11 protein-coding genes are annotated in these 17,848 nt (G+C 59.0%); 4 read left to right on the forward strand and 7 right to left on the reverse strand.

The features are described 5' to 3' along the window. Window positions 1-593: 593 nt before the first annotated feature. The 4 genes from CQ12_RS26080 to CQ12_RS26095 all read left to right on the forward strand — a co-directional run bounded on the left by CQ12_RS26080 (window position 594) and on the right by CQ12_RS26095 (window position 10,429). Window positions 594-7,058, forward strand: coding sequence for a non-ribosomal peptide synthetase (locus CQ12_RS26080; protein WP_057838201.1), 6,465 nt, complete (start codon window positions 594-596; stop codon window positions 7,056-7,058). Window positions 7,059-7,096: 38 nt separating this feature from the next. After that, complete coding sequence (locus CQ12_RS26085) at window positions 7,097-8,476, forward strand: MATE family efflux transporter (protein ID WP_057838202.1); 1,380 nt, start codon at window positions 7,097-7,099, stop codon at window positions 8,474-8,476. 212 nt (window positions 8,477-8,688) lie between these two features. Then, window positions 8,689-10,014 carry an MFS transporter gene (locus tag CQ12_RS26090; RefSeq protein WP_057838155.1) on the forward strand — a complete coding sequence of 442 codons (1,326 nt, stop codon included), beginning with the start codon at window positions 8,689-8,691 and terminating at the stop codon, window positions 10,012-10,014. A gap of 178 nt (window positions 10,015-10,192) precedes the next feature. Continuing rightward, window positions 10,193-10,429, forward strand: coding sequence for a hypothetical protein (locus CQ12_RS26095; RefSeq protein ID WP_057838156.1), 237 nt, complete (start codon window positions 10,193-10,195; stop codon window positions 10,427-10,429). A 125-nt stretch (window positions 10,430-10,554) separates the two neighbouring features. Here the strand turns inward: CQ12_RS26095 and CQ12_RS44230 are convergent, their stop codons facing one another. From CQ12_RS44230 to CQ12_RS26125, 7 genes are all read right to left on the reverse strand, one after another. Next, window positions 10,555-11,298 carry a hypothetical protein gene (locus tag CQ12_RS44230; protein ID WP_157088512.1) on the reverse strand — a complete coding sequence of 248 codons (744 nt, stop codon included), beginning with the start codon at window positions 11,296-11,298 and terminating at the stop codon, window positions 10,555-10,557. Window positions 11,299-11,614: 316 nt separating this feature from the next. After that, on the reverse strand, window positions 11,615-11,806 hold the full coding sequence (locus tag CQ12_RS26105; protein ID WP_057838158.1) for a hypothetical protein: 192 nt from the start codon (window positions 11,804-11,806) through the stop codon (window positions 11,615-11,617). Window positions 11,807-12,384: 578 nt separating this feature from the next. Beyond that, a complete protein-coding gene (locus CQ12_RS26110; RefSeq protein ID WP_198164266.1) occupies window positions 12,385-13,002 on the reverse strand; it encodes a sarcosine oxidase subunit gamma in 618 nt (205 codons plus the stop codon). Continuing rightward, window positions 12,989-15,907, reverse strand: a complete 2,919-nt coding sequence (locus tag CQ12_RS26115; protein WP_057838160.1) for a sarcosine oxidase subunit alpha family protein — start codon at window positions 15,905-15,907, stop codon at window positions 12,989-12,991. The genes CQ12_RS26110 and CQ12_RS26115 overlap by 14 nt, the downstream gene beginning before the upstream one ends. Beyond that, a complete protein-coding gene (locus CQ12_RS42755; RefSeq protein WP_083519491.1) occupies window positions 15,904-16,179 on the reverse strand; it encodes a sarcosine oxidase subunit delta in 276 nt (91 codons plus the stop codon). Before CQ12_RS42755 ends, CQ12_RS26115 begins: the two co-directional genes overlap by 4 nt. 7 nt (window positions 16,180-16,186) lie before the next feature. Next, window positions 16,187-17,470: a sarcosine oxidase subunit beta family protein gene (locus CQ12_RS26120; protein ID WP_245310158.1), complete on the reverse strand. Its 1,284-nt coding sequence runs from the start codon at window positions 17,468-17,470 to the stop codon at window positions 16,187-16,189. A 37-nt stretch (window positions 17,471-17,507) separates the two neighbouring features. Beyond that, window positions 17,508-17,753 (reverse strand): FAD-dependent oxidoreductase, encoded by a 246-nt coding sequence (locus tag CQ12_RS26125; RefSeq protein ID WP_157088513.1) that lies wholly within the window; start codon window positions 17,751-17,753, stop codon window positions 17,508-17,510. Window positions 17,754-17,848 lie beyond the last annotated feature (95 nt).

Below are 17,848 nucleotides of genomic sequence, written 5' to 3' on the forward strand. Positions count from 1 at the left end.
CCGCATAGACTATTGCCCTCAGTCGGACGGGTGCCATCGTTCGGAGCCGACGGCGCACCTCATCTTTTCGCGCCAAGCACCGCAAGAAACTCTCCACGAGTCGGCACGTCGTCCATAGATCGAGGGTGCAGCCGTTTTCGAGCTCGGGGCGAGCGTGGAGCCAGTGACAGCTCAAAACGATACCTCGACGCTACCCCGCTGTGTCCACTCATAAAAGGTGGCCCACCGGTGCCGCCATGAAGAGGCGAGATTGGAGCGATATGGTCGAGTGGGCATAGCGGGAGGGTGGCTCGCGCCATCTGGCTCGACCATATTCACTTTTTGGGCACAGACGGCGAGCTGTTCACACCAGCAAGATTGCTCGGCAGTTACCTGACATGCCCGCGTTCGGTTGAAGACGACCTATGTTCGGGGCCAGACACTAACACGCGAGTCGAACCCGCCCGGCCTGCAAAGCTTACGAATCTGTCTCTTTGCCAAAAGTTGGCACGTCTGTTGCTCACTTCACTGGGGCAGAGCAATTGCATCGGGCGCGACGGGCTCTCAACAATTTTCTGATCTAAGGACCGCACAAGGCGATGAATGGGGGGCTTATGCCTACGGAAAATCGACCCAGCGAAAATCAGTTTGTGGAACGTCAACCGATCGACGTGATCGCGGCGATTGATCGCCTTGCCAGATCGGATCCAGAGAGGGTTGCGCTAAGGTACGGCGCTGATGAACTTACCTACGGGGCGCTGCGATTAAGATCGGATGCACTCGCAGGGACGTTACGAGACCATGGCGCTCAGGGCGCGGTCGTCGGCTATTGGGGTGAACGGAACCTCGACTGGGCGACGACTGTCGTCGCAATTTTGAAGGCCGGATCAACCTACCTGCCGCTCGATCCATCGCTACCGTCTTCGCGCACAGCATTCATGATCGAGCAGAGTCGCTGCGCTCTGATTATCGGCTCCGACAAGCTGGATCCGCTCAGCCAGTTCCAGGCGAGCAGCAAAGGCACTGTGCAATTCATGGCGATAGAGGCGGCGCTGCGCGAGGGCCAGGCTTCGCCTATCTTGCCAATATCGAGCGAGAACGGAATCGCCTACATTCTGTTTACGTCTGGTTCGACGGGCCAGCCTAAGGGCGCAATGATCGCGCACGCAGCCCTAAACAATCATTTGGCGGCAAAGATTGATGCCCTCACTCTCACTCGGACCGATTGCATTGCGCAGACAGCATCGCACTGCTTTGACATCTCGCTGTGGCAGCTTCTAGCGGGGCTTTGCGTCGGAGGCTGTATCGCGATCATTGACGATGTAACACTGAAATCCCCAGTATCCCTTCTCAACGCGATTCAAGGATACGGCGTGAGGATTGTTCAGTTCGTTCCATCGATGCTTGCAATATTTGTTGAATATCTGAAATCGCTTGCGGCCGCTGAGCGAGCTCTGGACAGTTTGCGGTTTATTTCTACGGTCGGCGAACCTCTAACACCCGGACTGGCGCGCGCGTGGCTTGCCTTATATCCCCGGGTCCCCATTCTCAACCACTACGGGCCAACCGAGTGCGCGGACGGTGTTACGCATTATCTGGTTTCCGTACCGCCTGCGCTGGCTGACGCTTATGTGCCGATCGGCAAGCCGATTCCTAACCTTGAGGTTTATGTCGCCGACGGACCGCGGCTTTGCAACACGGGAGAGGTCGGCGAAATCTGTGTTAGCGGCGTTGGTGTCGCTGCTGGTTACGTCAATGACGATGTCCGCACCAGGGATGCTTTTCGGCCAAACCCGTTCTCAACCGATCCGTCGTTCCGGCGCCTATACAGGACAGGTGATCTCGGACGCGTTCGTTCCGATGGACTCTTGGAATGTCTAGGTCGACGGGACCGTCAGGTCAAAATCCGCGGGCACAGAATTGAGCTGGGAGAAATCGAGGCCCGCCTCTCCGCTCATCATTTGGTACGTGGCGCCGTCGCGGTCGCCTCCGTGTGCGCAGGCGTAAAGCTTACGGCGAGAGACATAACCAGGGCCGAGGGGGGAACTGGATCGAGACGCCTCATTGCGTATGTGTCAGCTCCGGCTGAAGTTGCGGAAGGTGAGCTTCAGAACTTTCTTGCCGAAGCGCTTCCCGCCTACATGCTCCCAGAGAGGATTATCCACGTCGGCGGTATTCCACTGACCAGAAACGGAAAGGTCGACTTTGGAGCATTGCCGGACCCGGCCAGTGTTCGCCCTCAATTGTCGACGCCATTCGAGGAGCCGCAAACAGAGCTCGAAGCCCAGTTGTGCCAGATTTGGTCCCGCGTTCTGCGTGTTGAAAACATTGGCGTGAATGACCAGTTCATAAGCCTGGGCGGAGACTCGCTCCGGGCAATGCTCATATTGGGCCAGGTGCAGACCCAGCTCGGAGTGAGAACGGATTTCAGGCTGGTCCTGAATGGAACGATCCGATCTCTTGCGGCTTCGATCTCGGCGGCCCGAGTCGAATCCAAACTCTGTACAGCCCCGACGTACGGAACGCTTACGCGATCGCCTCTGACGCGAGTTCAGGAGCACCTATGGTTTCTCTCGCAGCTCGATCCGTCTGCCAGGAACTACATCATTCAAGGCGGCCTGCAAATAAGGGGCATCATCGATCTGGCCGAGTTCAATCGCGCCTGGACCGATGTCGTTCATTCCCATCAGGCACTTTCGGCGCGCTTTATCGACGAGGACGGTCCGGTTCAGCTTTTTGATGCTCCGCAATGCGCAAGTCTTGAATTGGCTGATGCATCTCATCTCAGGACGCAGGAAAGTGAGGAACTGATTGCACAGTTACGGCGAACAGAGCTGAACGGCAGCTTTGATCTCAGCCAAGGCCACCTGTTTCGCGCGCGCATGATCCGTCTTGGCCCTGATAATCATCTCATACTGATCACCGCTCACGAGATTATTATCGATGCCTGGTCGATCTCTGTTCTGCTCAGGGACCTTCGACAAAGATACGCCGATGCCGCGGCGTTTTTGCCAGAGAGCCGCGCGTCACTCTCGACCTACGCGGTCTGGGAAAACGAACACGTTACTCCAGAGGCGCTGGCCAACCAACGTAGCTATTGGCGTCGTCAGATTGGTGATGATCCGCCGGTGCTTTCGCTTGGAACGGAACGAGCGCGGCCGCAGACAGATTCCTACCGCGGCGCCTCGCATGCGGTGCTGCTTGGCAGCGAGCTCTCGGATCAGGTACGGGGGGTTGCGCGCCGACATAGGTGCACCACGTCGACAACACTCCTCGCATGCTTCAAGCTGCTGCTGCGGATGTATAGCGGTCAGGACGATATTATCGTTGGCATACCGCACGTCGTACGGGATCAACCTGGCAGCGCCGACATCGTTGGCTTTTTCCTGAACATGCTGCCAATCCGCACTGCGATCAATGTAGGCCAGTCCTTTGCGGTTCATGCCTTGCACGTCCAGGACCTGGTCAGCGACGCCATCGCAAATTCGGCATATCCGTTCGGCTGGATGGTGAGGGATACCCGGCTCCATCGCGAAACGGGGCGATCACCGATCTTCCAAGTCATGTTCAACATGTACTCTGAGGCCGCGGACCCAGTTCGCCAGCATGAGTTGGACCTGACATTTCGGGAATACGACACCGGCCATGTCAAATTCGATCTGACATTGTACGCACAAGATCAGGGCGATAACATTGCCCTCCAGCTAGCATATTCGGAAAACATATTTTCCAGCGATCTGATTGTCCGCATGGCTGACAATCTGCGCTGTCTGATTGCGGCCTGCGTTGAGAACCCACTTGCGCCCATTGAAGATCTGAGCTGTCTAAGCGCCTCAGACGTCGCCATACTGGAGTCGCTAGATGGCTCGGCGCCACCATATGAGACTGAATGTCCGCTTGTCGAAGCGTTCGAGCAAATTAGCGTCTCTAAGCGGAACCAGCTGGCATACTTTGGTGATTTCGGTGAGGTAACATTCGGCCAGCTGCGTGAGCGCGTAACAGCTGTTAGGTCGTTGCTGCGGGCTTCTGACGTGGGCGCTGGCGATACGGTCGCCATGTTGGTCGACCGGTCGCCTGACGTGACCGCTGTTATTCTTGCGGCGCGAGCCTTGCAGTCCATCGTTGTCCCTATATCGCCGGATTATCCGCGTGATCGGATCGAACATATCCTGCGAGATAGTCAGGCAAAGCTTTTGGTTCACGAAAATACCACTGACCTTGGCTTTGACATGCCGTCGATTTGTCTATTGACCCTAGAAGGGTACGGCGCGCCTTCGCACGATCTCGAGTGTAGCAACAAACCATCAGATCCGGGAATTGCGAGCCTTATATACACGTCGTCCTCAACCGGGAAGGCGAAGGGGGTTCTTATACCGGAATCGGCAGTTCTCAATCGGCTGAACTGGATGTGGCGAAGCTTTCCCTTCGACAGTACCGACGTGATGGTTGTCCAAAAATCCGCATCACTCGTTGCGTCCGCTTGGGAGTACTTTGGAGGGCTTCTGAGAGGTGTGCCCGCGCTGATCCTGACCCAAGAGCAGTTGCTGGATCCAGATCTGTTGTTGTGCACGTTGGCGAGACATCGCGCGACACACTTATTTGCCTCGCCGCCACTCCTGTCGGGCATCATTGCTTCCCAAGAACGGCACCCGCGACCGACCGCCTTGCGGTTGGTCACAAGTAGCGCCGAACCGATGCCTTCCTGGCTCCCCGTTCGCTGGCGTGCGTATTTCCCGGACGTGCCGTTGTGGAACTTCTATGGTGCTACGGAATGTGCATCCAATGCAGCAGTCTACGAAACATCGGATGCCTGCGACGGCTCGTCGCTCGTCCCCATTGGGCGCCCAATCGATAACGTCAAACTCTACGTGCTCGATGCCCAGTTGAAGAGAGTCCCTGTCGGAGCCGCCGGCGAACTCTGCATCGCGGGACGCTGCGTGAGTGCTGGGTACTGGCGAGATCAAGATCGGACCGACCGCTGCTTTGTGCCAAATCCGTATGATGACGGACAATACAACGTTCTTTATCGAAGTGGCGATATCGCACGCATCTCAACCAGCGGCCTTCTCGAGATTTGCAGCCGATCGGACAACCAGATCAAAGTACGGGGGTTTCGCATCGAGCTGGAGGAGGTCGAAGCAGCCCTTGAATCTCATCCAGCGATCAAGAAGGCCGCGGTCGTAGCAGAAGGCATGGATGACCATCGTCGCTTGATCGCTAGCGTGGTTTCGACTCGCGACAGTCTAAGCTCTGAAGACATTGTCATCCACCTGCGCCACACATTGCCGTCCTACATGATTCCCGCCGCCTTCCGTTGGGTTGACAGTATCCCCCTTACGGCGAGCGGAAAGATAGATCGTGCTCGCCTGTCGTCCGTTCCTTACCGCGAGGTCGGGCTTGTTCCATCTGCTGAGCCCCGCACGAGGAAGGAGCGCATTCTTGCTGGGATCTGGCAGGATCTATTAGGCGCCAAGTGGGTCGGAATCGATCAGAGCTTCTTCGATATCGGCGGAGACTCTCTTCTGAGCGTGCGCTGCGTCACGTTGGCACGCAAAGCCGGGCTGAATTTCACTGTTCACCAAATCTATCAGACACCGACTATCAGGGACTTGGCGGCAGACGAAGCGGCGGTTACGTCCTTCCCTTCCTTGGATGGCTCATTGCCACTTACCCCCGCAATCTCTTCTTGGAACCGCCTTGCCGGCTTCGATGAGCATTTCAACATCGGCGATCTGTTCTTCTTGCCGGCGGGCGCCCTGAAAATCACAATATTGGAGCGCGCCCTTGCCCATGTCATGGATAGGCACGATGGCCTCAGACTCCGTATTGCCCGAACCGACGATGGTCTACTTTCGTCAATCGGACCTTCCGTGGCCGAACGCCTCGTGGAGGAGATCGACCTTGTCGGGATGAGCGGCCTACAGCAGCGCAAGGCAATCGAGAGCATCTCAACAACACGTCAACATATGTTTCGGTTTGACGGCCAGATGCCTCTTGTTAAAGTCACGGCGTTCTGCACATCGGAAAACGGCGATTACTATCTACTGGTCTTGTTACATCATTTTGTAGCGGACGGAATAGGCTATCGACTGTTCCTGGAAGCATTGGATGCGGCGTACTACTCCCTTGCCTCAGGCCACGCCGTGGGTGATGGCGAGAATGTACAAATGCTCTCTCCATGGTTGAACCGCCTTGAGCACTACGCGAACAGCGAAGCACCAGCCGAACTCAAATTTTGGGAGAGGATTAACTACCATGAGTTCAAATTTAACATCAGTGACACGTCACCGAGCGCCGCGAGCTTTTCAGAGGTGACCGCGAGAGAGCTTCATTATGCACGCCTTGAAGGTCGCATGGATGAAGCCAATTGCCGTTCCCTCTGGGAAGATCAGGCCAAACACTACCTGGAGATTGACAAAGAAGCGACGGCTGATCTCCTCAATATTGCAGCTCGATGGGCGCATTGTCAGGACTTTGACGTTTTTGTTGCCGCGCTATCCGGCGCCTTTGGACGTGTTTTCGGCAACTATTCACTCTGGATTGATAGCCTTACCTCGACCCGAGGTCGGCTGTTTGACGATTTCGATCCATCTCAGATCATCGGCGTTATCAGCGAGATCGTTCCGCTTCCTTTGAGACTCACAGAAACGGAGGCCCGTCCGGATCGTGCTCGTTCAATATTCCGCCAGCGCAATGCCCTGCCACGCAGGGGAATTGGCTTTCGGGCCATGAAATTCCTGAACCGAGATCCAGCCGTGCGGAGCCGGATCGATCGCCTGCCCTTACCCAGAATTGGATTGAATTATCGAGTGGGTTTGCAGCGCAATTTTGCACGCCATTTCCTAGCCAAGGAACCTTCTCTGCTCTGGATCGGCAAAGACATGGATGAAGCGGGCGTGAATTACCTGTTCTGGTTCAGTGTCGGATATCAAGCCGGCCACCTACAGATAGAAACGAGGTATAATTCAACTAAGGTCGGCTATGAGGTAACCCGCAATCTTTGCACGGTGTTGCAACAGGAGCTGTTGCAGACGATCAGCGAATTCGGAAGAGCTAGCGACACTTTCATTCATAAATGAGCCGGATGCCGAATTCGCCTGAGAGAGATCGCGATGTCATGCCCACGAAAAAGCCGTACATCGATCTATCGGACCCCAATCTCTTGGGCCTTATCCTACGGCTCGCCCTTCCGTCTGTTGTTGGCGTATCGACTAACGCGTTACAGCAGGTCGTCAATGCGATCTTTGTTGGCGCACTTGGCGCGCAGGCGATCGCAGCTGTCGGCATGACTTTGCCGATCGTGGTCCTGCTCACGGCAGTCGGACAGGGGATCGGCGCTGGAACAGCCTCGTTCATATCTCGTCAACTTGGCGCTGGTGAGTACCTGGAGGCTAGTCGAGGCGCGAGTACAGCACTCGCGGTGGCCGCTCCGACCGGTATCATACTTACGGTCGCTCTGCTTCTTAACCTGCAAGGGATCTTCGTAACGCTCGGGGCAACATCAACCATCATGCCAGTAGCGATCGACTACGCCGCGACGCTTTTGTTGGGGTACACCCTGATGCTTCTAAACATTGTGAACGGCTTCATCGTCAGAGCCGAGGGCAACACACGATTCAGCATGTGGACGATGATTACCGCCTTCATACTGAACGCTGTGCTCGATCCCGCCTTCATATTCTTATTGGACCTCGGTGTGCGAGGCGCAGCCCTCGCAACGCTGGCATCTCAGATCGCTGCTATTAGCCTCTATATCGCGTATTTTGCAAACCTTCGCGGTATTGTCCTCGTCAGGATATCTCACATCTCATTGCGAGCAGATCGCATCAGGCAGCTCGCGCTGATAGGGGCGCCGGCGACCATGACCAGCATTTTATCAGCCATTGCCTTCATGCTCTTGTACGGAGCTGCTGCGCCGTTCGGGGACGATTCCATCGCAGCCGTGGGAATAGCTGTGCGATTGCTGACGATCGGCGCACTGCCTATCACCGGCTTCTGTATAGGCTCGCAAGCTATCCTGGGTTTCGGTTGGGGCTCACGCGACTTTGCTCGCGTCTTGAAGACCGCGAAGTTCATCCTCTCCATGACTGTCGCTCTTTCCGTCGCGTATTCTGCAGCCGTTGTGATTTTTGCCCGGCCTTTGGTCAGGCTGTTCAGCGATAGCGAGAAGGTCACGGAAATTGCCGTCTCGACCTGCATCGTGTTCCATCTCTTTTTCGGACTTTTTGGTATTCAGAGTTTCGTGACGGCGATGCTTCAGTCTTTCGGAAGAGCACGCCTCAGTGCGGTTGTGTCCTTGGCGAGGCAAGGCTATCTCTTCATACCGGCCGTAATGTTATTCCCCGTCATATCGGGTTTCAACGGACTGTTGGCCAGTCAAGCAATCGCTGAATTGGGCGCCGGAATAATCGCGTTGTTCGTCATGTTCCACCAGTTCGCTGAGCTCAGACGATCGCTCCGGCACCCTACTTCAAGAGCGATCGAGCTCGCGGGTTGATCTGACAATGGACATCATCGTTGCCCAGAGCATTGAGCCACGAGATGCTCGGTCTCGAAGATGATTATGGTGAAGACCTCGTCAAAACGCCTCTTGTCGAGCTCGCGGACACGGGCCATTACGGCGTAGTCTAAAACGTTGCTGTGAACCGCCCAGAACACATAGTTCGTCGAAATGTTCTAGGATCGCATTCGAGACGGATCCAAGCATGCATGGCTAGACAATTCACTCGGCGAAGCTCGAAGCCGACCCTCATTGCTGCAGATGGAGGCTTGACCAGCCATGCCGTGTTGGGCGCGACGATCGGCAATATGCTCGAATTCTACGATTTCGGGACGTATAGCTTTTTCGCCATCCAGATTGGTCACGCGTTCTTCCCGGCGAAGGATCAGTTCGCCAGCCTTATGCTGTCGCTCGCGACCTTCGGAGCGGGTTTCGTGACCAGACCCATCGGGGCCATTGTGATCGGCTCGTACTCGGATCGAGTCGGACGCCGGCCCGCAATGACCGCCAGTCTTGTCATGATGAGTGCCGCGATACTCGTGTTGGCTGTGACGCCCTCGTACGACACGATAGGGATCGCCGCTCCGTTATTGGTTATTTTCGCGCGTTTGGTGCAGGGCTTCGCCCTGGGAGGCGAAGTCGGTCCGACGACCGCCTATTTGATGGAAGCGGCCCCGGCCGGACGCCGGGGCCTTGCCGTCTCGTTTCAGCCTGCCAGCCAACAAATAGCTGCAACGGCCGGAGCGCTGGTCGGAGAAATACTCTCCCTCACCATGACAAGCGAGTCGCTGGATGCGTACGGATGGCGGATCGCGTTTCTGCTCGGTGCCTGTACGCTGCCGTTCGGACTTTGGTTGCGCAGGGCCCTGCCCGAAACGCTGCACCGACCTGAAGCGCCGTCTCTCGCCGTCGAGCCCGCAAGGAAATTGCGTGCCGGCCGCATGATGAGCTTGGGATTGGTCATTTTGGCCAGCTGCACGATTATCACCTATGTCACGGAATATATGACGACTTATGCGCTGAACATCCTGCAAGTCGCCGCGCCTCTCGCCTTTGCGACCACTGTCGTCAGCAATGCAGTAGGCATTGCTGCGGCAGTCCTGGGCGGCTGGCTCGCAGATCTGGCCGGACGCCGGCCCATCATGATATGGCCGCAGATCGGCGCGCTGCTGATGACCTATCCGGTGTTCTTGTGGATCGTAGAGAGCCGCAGTCCCATGGCCCTTCTCGGAGGTCTCGGCGCGCTCACCCTCGTCGGAACGATTCCGTATAGCGCCTTCTATGTCGGTATGGCCGAAGGCTTGCCCAAGAGCATCCGCGGCGGCGCCTTCGCGACGATCTACGCTGTTGCGATAGCGATCTTCGGGGGCACAGCTCAACTCGTCGTCGCTTGGCTGACCCACGTTACTGGGAACGCGCTGGCGCCAGCTTGGTACATGCTAGTCGCTACCGCGGCCGGGCTCTGCGCCATGCTGATGATGCCCGAGACGGCACCGCCGAAAATTCGGGCCGCCGCGAACACGCGGAGCCCGTAGCAGCTTTGGACAATGCGATAACGGGTTACAGGTTCCCAATCTCACGATGCGTGCATCAGACGAGGGCCAACGCGACGGACTGGCATGACCCGCGCGGCAATGATTCAATACTCCAAAGAACAGCGCAGCAAGGATTTCCCATGATGGCGAACCGCGTAAAGAATGACGGAGTAACGCGATGGAAATTGCCCTCGGGATTAGCGCCCCGGTCGTTTTCGCCGCAATGTTTTGCGTGCGTCTGGGCCGTTCGGTGACGCCAGTCATCAAGAATTTGCTCGCGCGTAAGCAGAAGCTCATCGAGCAACTGAGCGTCACCGAAGATGCTGACGAGCGAGACAAGATCGGACGTCAACTTCGCCAGATCAACACCGCACTGGTATTTTTGCGGAAGACGGAGCCCAAGAGCGAGGAATGACCATTGGGCGATCCCACACGACGCAGCGATACCTAGAAGCTGAATGGCGGGAATCCGTCGGAAGCGAATGCACTTCATCGTGCTCGACCGGCGACCGTCTCCTCAAAGCCTCGCAAGCCAATACCTCAACTAACGGGGCTCACACAATACAATCCAAAACGAACCGGCAAAGCCCCTGCGACGAAATCGTTTGGATCGCCTAAATCAAGCCTGTTCAACGCATAGACGAGCCTCTTGTTGCCCGGAAACAACCTCTCCGCGTGACCGACCAGCGAATCGTGATCGAGCACAGCAATTGAGGAAGGCTGGAGCGCTGCAGATAGCTTGCGAAGTCTTCTAGCATAATCTTCGCCGGTTTGCCGGCCGATCGTCCGACAAAAGTTTCCTTCAGCCGCCCTTCTGATGAGGTCCTCGTCCTCTTTGGAGGCACGATATTTTGATGTAATGGGGTGAGCGGGGGCGCCAGGCTCACGATACCGACGAAGCATTGACAACGCGGGGACGATCCCCTTGTCTTTCGGAAACAGCCGTTTAGCGTGATCGAGCAAGAGCTCGTCATCGAGCATAGCAATAGTTTGGCCAGAAGGCTTGAGTGCATCAGCCAATTTGCGAAGACTACGATCATAATGGCCGACGGCGACGGTGCTCGGCTGCCCCCGATCACGGGCAGCATCAGCCGCTGCTTGGATGAGGCGATCTTCTTCCTCAGAGATATCAAAAAGCTCTCTATGGAGATCTACGGCATCGACCTGTTGCACCTCGCCCAAGTGCTGCTCAAATTCCGCTTGCTGCTGTTGCGGCTGTTGTACCGTGGCGTTGTACGTAGCGAAATGTCGGTCGAATGGGTTGATATTGCTAAATGGGGCCATGTTCCCGTCCGGTTGGGGCCGATTCGCATATCTGAGCAGCAACGTTCGCTCGCTAGCTCCCACACTACTACCGTTAGCTTTCGCGAAGCTGACGCGGTTTAGAGAAAATTAGAATGAGCCAATGGCCAAAGCGTGCTTTCTGCGGACGCAGCAGCATCGGTGTCCGCCGAAAAAAGGCTGCGATGATCAAAAGAGAGTTTTGAGCCGGGAAGTCAAAGCATTGCAACCACCGTTTGCCGCTCCACTAAAGCAGCCCAGTACGGGTCAGCAGATCGCCTTATGGCCGTGCAGGCCATCATCCTAACTCGAAATCAAATCATGCAGCCTTACTCGGCCGCTGCTCGCGCTGAGCTCGGGTGAGGTAATCGAGATAGATCTTGCGAGCCTGTGCGTCGCTCACGCCGCGCCGCGCCACAACGGTGCCCACGAAGGCGAGCGCGACTGGAGAGGAGAAAACGCTCTCGCCGGCACGGCTCTCGAGTCCTGTGGTAGCGCTGTTGCGGGCCATCGGCCCCTCCGCTTTGTTGGCGGAGGGTGGATTCCGCCGCCGTGCCGGCGAGCTTCTTTTTGTTCGGGTGGCTTCGGAACGCACTTGCGAGGGGGCCGGTCGACGACGCGGTCCACCAAACATCAGATTCAGCTGCCGCCTTGACAGATTCCGGAATTGGATCACCCTCGACTATAATTGGATCACCCTCAATTATGACGAAAGGCAATCTGAGAGCACGCGCTATCCGGGAAAGCGAACGGTGCCCGGCTCCATCCTTCATCCAGGGGACGATGCCGCATCGCTAGCCGGAGCGCATATTGAGGCGCTGAAGAACGAGATAAGGCTGGCTGAGCAGCGGTCAGCACAGTGGCCAGGAAAAAGCGGATCTTCCGCCGCCAGTGTCGATAGCCAGCCGCGATGGCAGGATTCCAGCGCGTCGTATTGGCGGTGCAATCGAAGGCGTAGTCGGCGGCCAAATGCTTGCCGGTGCGGGATCAGTGCGGCGTACATGAGTTTCAGGACGGCGCGTTCGCCGAAGGTGTGCGGCGCGTGGTTATGGGCATGGCGGAAAAGCTCGGGTATGAGCGGGCGCGGACTCACATGCCGACCACCGCATTAGCGGGGATGAAGCGCGAACCGAAGGCATGAGACGCTTCCTGCAGTTCCTCAAGTAGCCACATCTCGAACGTCGAGGCGACAATCAGGTCGAAGCACGGCGTCGCGTCGACCTGCCGCAGGACACAGGAGACACGGGCAACAAGCGTCACCGCGCAACGCCCGGCGTCGAAGACTCGGGGATGCAGGTCGAGACGGCAGCATCGGGCGAAAACTTCGAGCGTGCTGAGGCCCGATACCTGCAGGACGCATTTGCCATGGCTTTGGTCCACCACAGCCGCGATGCCGGCGAGCGCCGACTTCAACTGCACAGAGAAGGCGTTGCCGATGTCCGCTGGCGCTTGAAGCAACCAGCCCCCCGGCTGGATCCAGATCAGCGTATAGGCCCCGTCGCTCGTGGAATGCCCCGGCTGCGGCAGGTTTAGCTGGAGCCTTTGCCAAATTGCAGCGGCAAGCGCCGGCTGCTGCCCTCGGCGCGCCGTCAGCTGCACCAGCGTTGCCGGCCGTTGCATGATCGAGATAACATCCGGATTGGCCTGTCCATCATGAGGTGGCCTCGTCAGTCCGCCAAAACGGGAAGGGCAGTCAGTTGCGGACACGGACATTCTCTGGGTCGACATGATGGGGACTAGAGACGACTACCTCGATCGCCTCGTCGTGCAGGGGAGAAACTGCGTGGACTGTCTTGCCGCTCATAGCCTCGCCGTTCTCAAGCATAGCCAGGCCAATCCACTGCCCTAGCTCAATCGACCGGGTCACGCTCGTAATCCAGCCCAAACTTCTGCCCGAACCGGGCTTCGACACGAGATGAGCTCCGCCGCGCAGCCGCTTGCCCGAGTCGATCGGGCGGATGCCGACCAGCCGCGGCCTACCAGGATCAGCGAGGGCCGGACGGGCGCTCAGCACGCGGCCGACGAAATCGCCAGTCTTCTTCATCATCCGGCCTACACCGAGATCGGCGGCCGTCGCCTGCCCGTTCAGCTCCGAGGCCGCGAGGTGGCCCTTCTCGATCCGCATCAGGTCCATCGTCTCCAACCCGTAGGGCACGATGCCGAACTCTTGCCCGGCAGCCAAAATCGCCCGCCAGACGATCTCGGCATGCCTCGACGGCACCGCAACCTCATAGGCGAGTTCGCCGGAGAAGCTGATCCGAAAAACCCGAAGGGGTATACCGGCCATGTGGCCTTCGCCCACAGACAGGAAGCGAAAAGCCCAGAGGTCGAGTCCCTCGACCACCTTGGCCAGTGTCACGCGGCTGCGGGGACCGGCTACCGCGATTTGTGCCCATTGGTCGGTCACCGAACAGAGCTGCACATCGAGCTCCGGCCAGACGGTCTGAGCATAGAACTCCATATGTTCCAGTACGGGCGCGGCGTTGGCAGTGGTTGTGGTGATCAGGAAGTGATCTTCGCGGAGCCGTGATGCCGTGCCGTCATCAAACGCGATACCGTCCTCGCGCAGCATCAGGCCATAGCGGCATTGGCCGACGGCGAGCGTCGAGAAGGAATTGATGTACAGTCTGTCGAGGAGGGTCGCGGCGTCCGGACCCTGCAGATCAATCTTGCCGAGCGTGGACATGTCGCAAATACCTACACTTTGCCGTACCCCGCGCGCCTCGCGCGAGACCGAATCCCAGGCGGTCTCCTCAGCTTTGGGGTAATAGGACGGCCGCAGCCACGCTCCCATCGGCCGCATCACCGCGCCATGACGAAGGTGCCAACCATGCAGCGCCGTGCGCCGGATCGGCTGGAACCGTTCGCCTGTTGTGCCTCCGGCCAGGGCACCAATGGCGACCGGCTTGGTGTAAGGCCGGAAAGTCGGCAGGCCGACCTTCTCTAGGGTCTCGCCGCGGGCCTCCGCGAGGATCGCAGCGCCCACAAGACCACCAAGCTTGCCCTGATCCGTGGCCATATTGTGCGTCGTGTAGCGCTTGGCGTGCTCAATGTGGCTGAAGCCTTCGCGATGGGCGAGGCGGATATCGTTCACCGTAACATCATGTTGCAGGTCGACGAAGGCCTTCCCCGAACTCTTGACTTCCCAGAGCGGCTCGAGCGGTGCGCATGGCCCCTCCGGTGCAGGCAGCGGGAAATCAATGTCGCCGCCGCCGAGGCCCAAGGCGTTCGCGGCCGCCAGCCCGGCGGCCAGCCCGTCGCGCGCGGCCTCGCCGATTCCTACGATGCCCCTCGCCGCGCCAGCCGAACGTTCGGCCTGCACCGGCGCGCCCGGCACGAAGCTCGAAAGCGTCGCATCCCAGCTCAGCCTGGCGCCGGACTGGCTGGCGAGATGTACGTTCGGGTTCCAACCACCGGAGATGCAGAGCAGGTCTGCCGCGACGTTATCGCCGCCGCCGCTCGGCGTCCGGAGTGTGACCCTATCCTTGCCAAAGTCGCTCACCTCGATCCCGAATCGAACATCGACGCCATGCGCTCGCAGTTCCGCGGCCAGCCTGTTTTCCCGCCGGAAATCGGCCAGCACGACTCCATCGAGGCCCGCCTCGGCAAGCGCAAGCGCCGTCGCGTAGGCGCTATCGTTGTTCGTGAAGACGACGGCACGCTTTCCAGGAGCGACGCCGAAGCGGCGGACATAGGTCAACGCCGCACCTGCCATCATCACGCCGGGTCGATCGTTGCCGCGAAAAGCGATGAGCCGCTCACTCGCGCCGGTCGCCAGCACCACTTGTCCAGCACGGAAGGTGCGGTACCGTTGCCGGACCTCATGCGGATGCGGCTCGGCGACATGATCGCCGACCTGCTCGACGCCGCCCAGTAGGTTATGGTCATAATAGCCAAAAATGTTGGTACGCGGCAGAATCTGCACGTCGCGGATCCCCTGGAGCGTCGCGATCATCTCCTTCCGCCAACTTTCCTGAGCCGGATCGAGCAGCAGCCCGCCGCCGATCAGAAAATCGCGCTCACACAGGATCACACGAGCGCCGACCTCGCCCGCGACCCGGGCGGCTGCAAGTCCGGCCGGCCCGGAGCCGACAACGAGTACGTCGCAATGCGCATGTACCGCTTCGTAGTGATCGGGATCCGGCAGGCAGGTGGCGCGGCCGAGACCGGCCGCGTGGCGAATCAGCGGCTCGTAGAGTTTTTCCCAGAACGAAGCCGGCCACATGAAGGTCTTGTAGTAGAATCCGGCGGAGATGATATTCCCGGCAAGGCCGTTGACAGCCATCAGGTCGAATTTTAGCGAGGGCCAGCGGTTCTGACTCCAGGCCTGTAGCCCCTCATAAAGCTCGACGTCGGTCATCTTAGTGTTCGGCTCAGTGCGGCTGCGCTCGCGCAGTTCCACCAGAGCTGATGGCTCGTCTGGTCCCGCGGTCATGATGCCGCGCGGCCGGTGATACTTGAAGCTGCGGCCGACCAGGCGGACGCCGCTGGCGAGCAAGGCCGAAGCCAGCGTATCGCCAGGATGGCCGAAGAAGCGCCGGCCGTCGAAGTGAAAAGTCAGGCGCTGACTGCGGTTGATATGGCCGCCTTGCGATAGACGATGGACGCTCATGCGGATAGCTGCGGTGTGTCCTCGGCTGGCCCGACGGCCGTCCGAATTTCATGCGTGAGTGTGTTCCGTTCCACCTTCACCCATTGCCGACAGCCGGCGTAGTGGTGCCACCACTCCAAATGCCAACCGCGCGGATTCGTCCGGGTGTAGACGAAATCGTAGAGGGCCTGTAGTCCGGCATCGGGCGCAGGGCGCTTCACGGTCGCGTCGCCGCGATAATGGAACTCGTCCTGGGGACGCGCGCCGCAATATGGACAAGGGATCAGGAGCATCGCCGTCTTACTGCGCCCAGGGGTTCGGACCGGCGCCGCGCTCGTCGATCATTCGACCTTCGAGGAATCGATCAATAGTCAGGTCGGCGTTGAAGGGGTGCGGCTCGTCCTTCGCGATCGTGTAAGCGAAGCACCACCCGGAGGCTGGTGTGGCCTTGAAGCCGCCGTAGCACCAGCCACCATTGAGATAGAGCCCTTCGATCAATGTTCGGCAGATGAAAGGGGAGCCGTCCATGGTCATGTCCGCGATGCCCGCCCATTGCCGCAACACGCGTAGGCGGGACAGGGCCGGAATCATCGAAACGCCGACGCCCATCAGACGCTCAACGAGTGGCAGGTTGCCGCGCTGTGAATAGGAGTTGTAGCCGTCGAGATCGCCGCCGAAGATCAGGCCGCCCCTGTCGGTTTGGCTGATGTAGAAGTGGCCCGCGCCGAAACTTATGACGCAATTGATTAGGGGCTTGATCGCCTCGGAGACGAAGGCCTGGAGCAGATGGCTCTCGACCGGCAGGCGCAGCCCGGCCATGGCGGCGACGCGCGAGGTGTTGCCGGCCACCGCGATGCCGACTTTTCTGGCGCCGATGAAACCGCGCGTGGTTTCGACGCCAACGACGCGGCCGCCGTCGCGGCGGATGCCCGTCACCTCGCAATGCTCAAGGATGTCGACGCCGCGCCGGTCGGCCGCACGGGCAAAACCCCAGATGACGGCGTCATGCCGTGCCGTGCCGCCGCGCGGCTGGAGCAGGCCACCCAAGATCGGGAACATCGGGTTATCCATAGCGAGGAAAGGCAACATGGCGCGCACCGCCTCCCCGTCCACCAGGACGGCGTCGACACCTTGAATCCGCATTGAGTTACCGCGGCGGACCGCCGCATCGCGTTCCGAGTCCGAATGGAACAGGCTCAGTTGGCCGCGCTGGCTCACCATGACGTTATAGTTCAAGTCCTGTTCCAGCCCCTCCCACAGCTTCAGGGAATACTCGTAGAAGCGGGTATTGCTCGGCAGCAGGTAGTTCGAGCGCACGATTGTGGTGTTGCGCCCGCCGTTGCCGAGCCCGATCGGCCCCTTCTGCACCACGGCGACGTTGGTGATACCGTGCACGTTGGCGAGGTAATGCGCCGTGGCCAAGCCATGGCCGCCGCCCCCGATAATGACCACGTCGTAACGCGCTTTGGGCTCGGGCTTGCGCCAAGCCTGTTTCCAACCCCTGTTGCCGCTAATGCCCTCCTTGAGAAGGCGCCAAGCGGAATACCTGTCAGCGATCGGTTCAATCCGGGCTGGCATGGTCATCCTCCATCTCTGGGAGAACCCAGCCCAGCTCCTCCCGTCAGCCAGGCGCGAGATTGCCAAAGCGCGACGGCCGGAAACTTGAAAGGTCGGCGAAGCTGCACTTTCCGTGCACCAGAATCTCGCACATTGCATGGCCGATGGCTGGCGAGAGGCCAAAGCCACCGCCGGATATCGCGGCCACGAATGCATTCGTGGCCGTGGGCAGGTCGTCGATCGCCGGCCGGCCATCCGGCGTATTCTCTGTGATGCCCGCCCAGCTCCGCATGATCCGGACATGACGCATTCTTTGGGAATATCTCCGCCAGCCCTTTGGCGATGTAGCTGCACCAGGCGGGGCATCGCCGCTACAGATGGCTTTCCACTTTTATCGGAGCAGCC

The sequence above is a fragment of the Bradyrhizobium jicamae genome (assembly GCF_001440395.1).
Lineage (GTDB): Bacteria > Pseudomonadota > Alphaproteobacteria > Rhizobiales > Xanthobacteraceae > Bradyrhizobium > Bradyrhizobium jicamae.

Coding starts and splice junctions, on each gene's coding strand:
- CQ12_RS26080 (WP_057838201.1), top strand. CDS start 594: ATGCCTACGGAAAATCGACCCAGCGAAAATCAGTTTGTGGAACGTCAA.
- CQ12_RS26085 (WP_057838202.1), top strand. CDS start 7,097: ATGCCCACGAAAAAGCCGTACATCGATCTATCGGACCCCAATCTCTTG.
- CQ12_RS26090 (WP_057838155.1), top strand. CDS start 8,689: ATGGCTAGACAATTCACTCGGCGAAGCTCGAAGCCGACCCTCATTGCT.
- CQ12_RS26095 (WP_057838156.1), top strand. CDS start 10,193: ATGGAAATTGCCCTCGGGATTAGCGCCCCGGTCGTTTTCGCCGCAATG.
- CQ12_RS44230 (WP_157088512.1), bottom strand. CDS start 11,298: ATGGCCCCATTTAGCAATATCAACCCATTCGACCGACATTTCGCTACG.
- CQ12_RS26105 (WP_057838158.1), bottom strand. CDS start 11,806: ATGGCCCGCAACAGCGCTACCACAGGACTCGAGAGCCGTGCCGGCGAG.
- CQ12_RS26115 (WP_057838160.1), bottom strand. CDS start 15,907: ATGAGCGTCCATCGTCTATCGCAAGGCGGCCATATCAACCGCAGTCAG.
- CQ12_RS42755 (WP_083519491.1), bottom strand. CDS start 16,179: ATGCTCCTGATCCCTTGTCCATATTGCGGCGCGCGTCCCCAGGACGAG.
- CQ12_RS26120 (WP_245310158.1), bottom strand. CDS start 17,470: ATGACCATGCCAGCCCGGATTGAACCGATCGCTGACAGGTATTCCGCT.
- CQ12_RS26125 (WP_157088513.1), bottom strand. CDS start 17,753: ATGCGTCATGTCCGGATCATGCGGAGCTGGGCGGGCATCACAGAGAAT.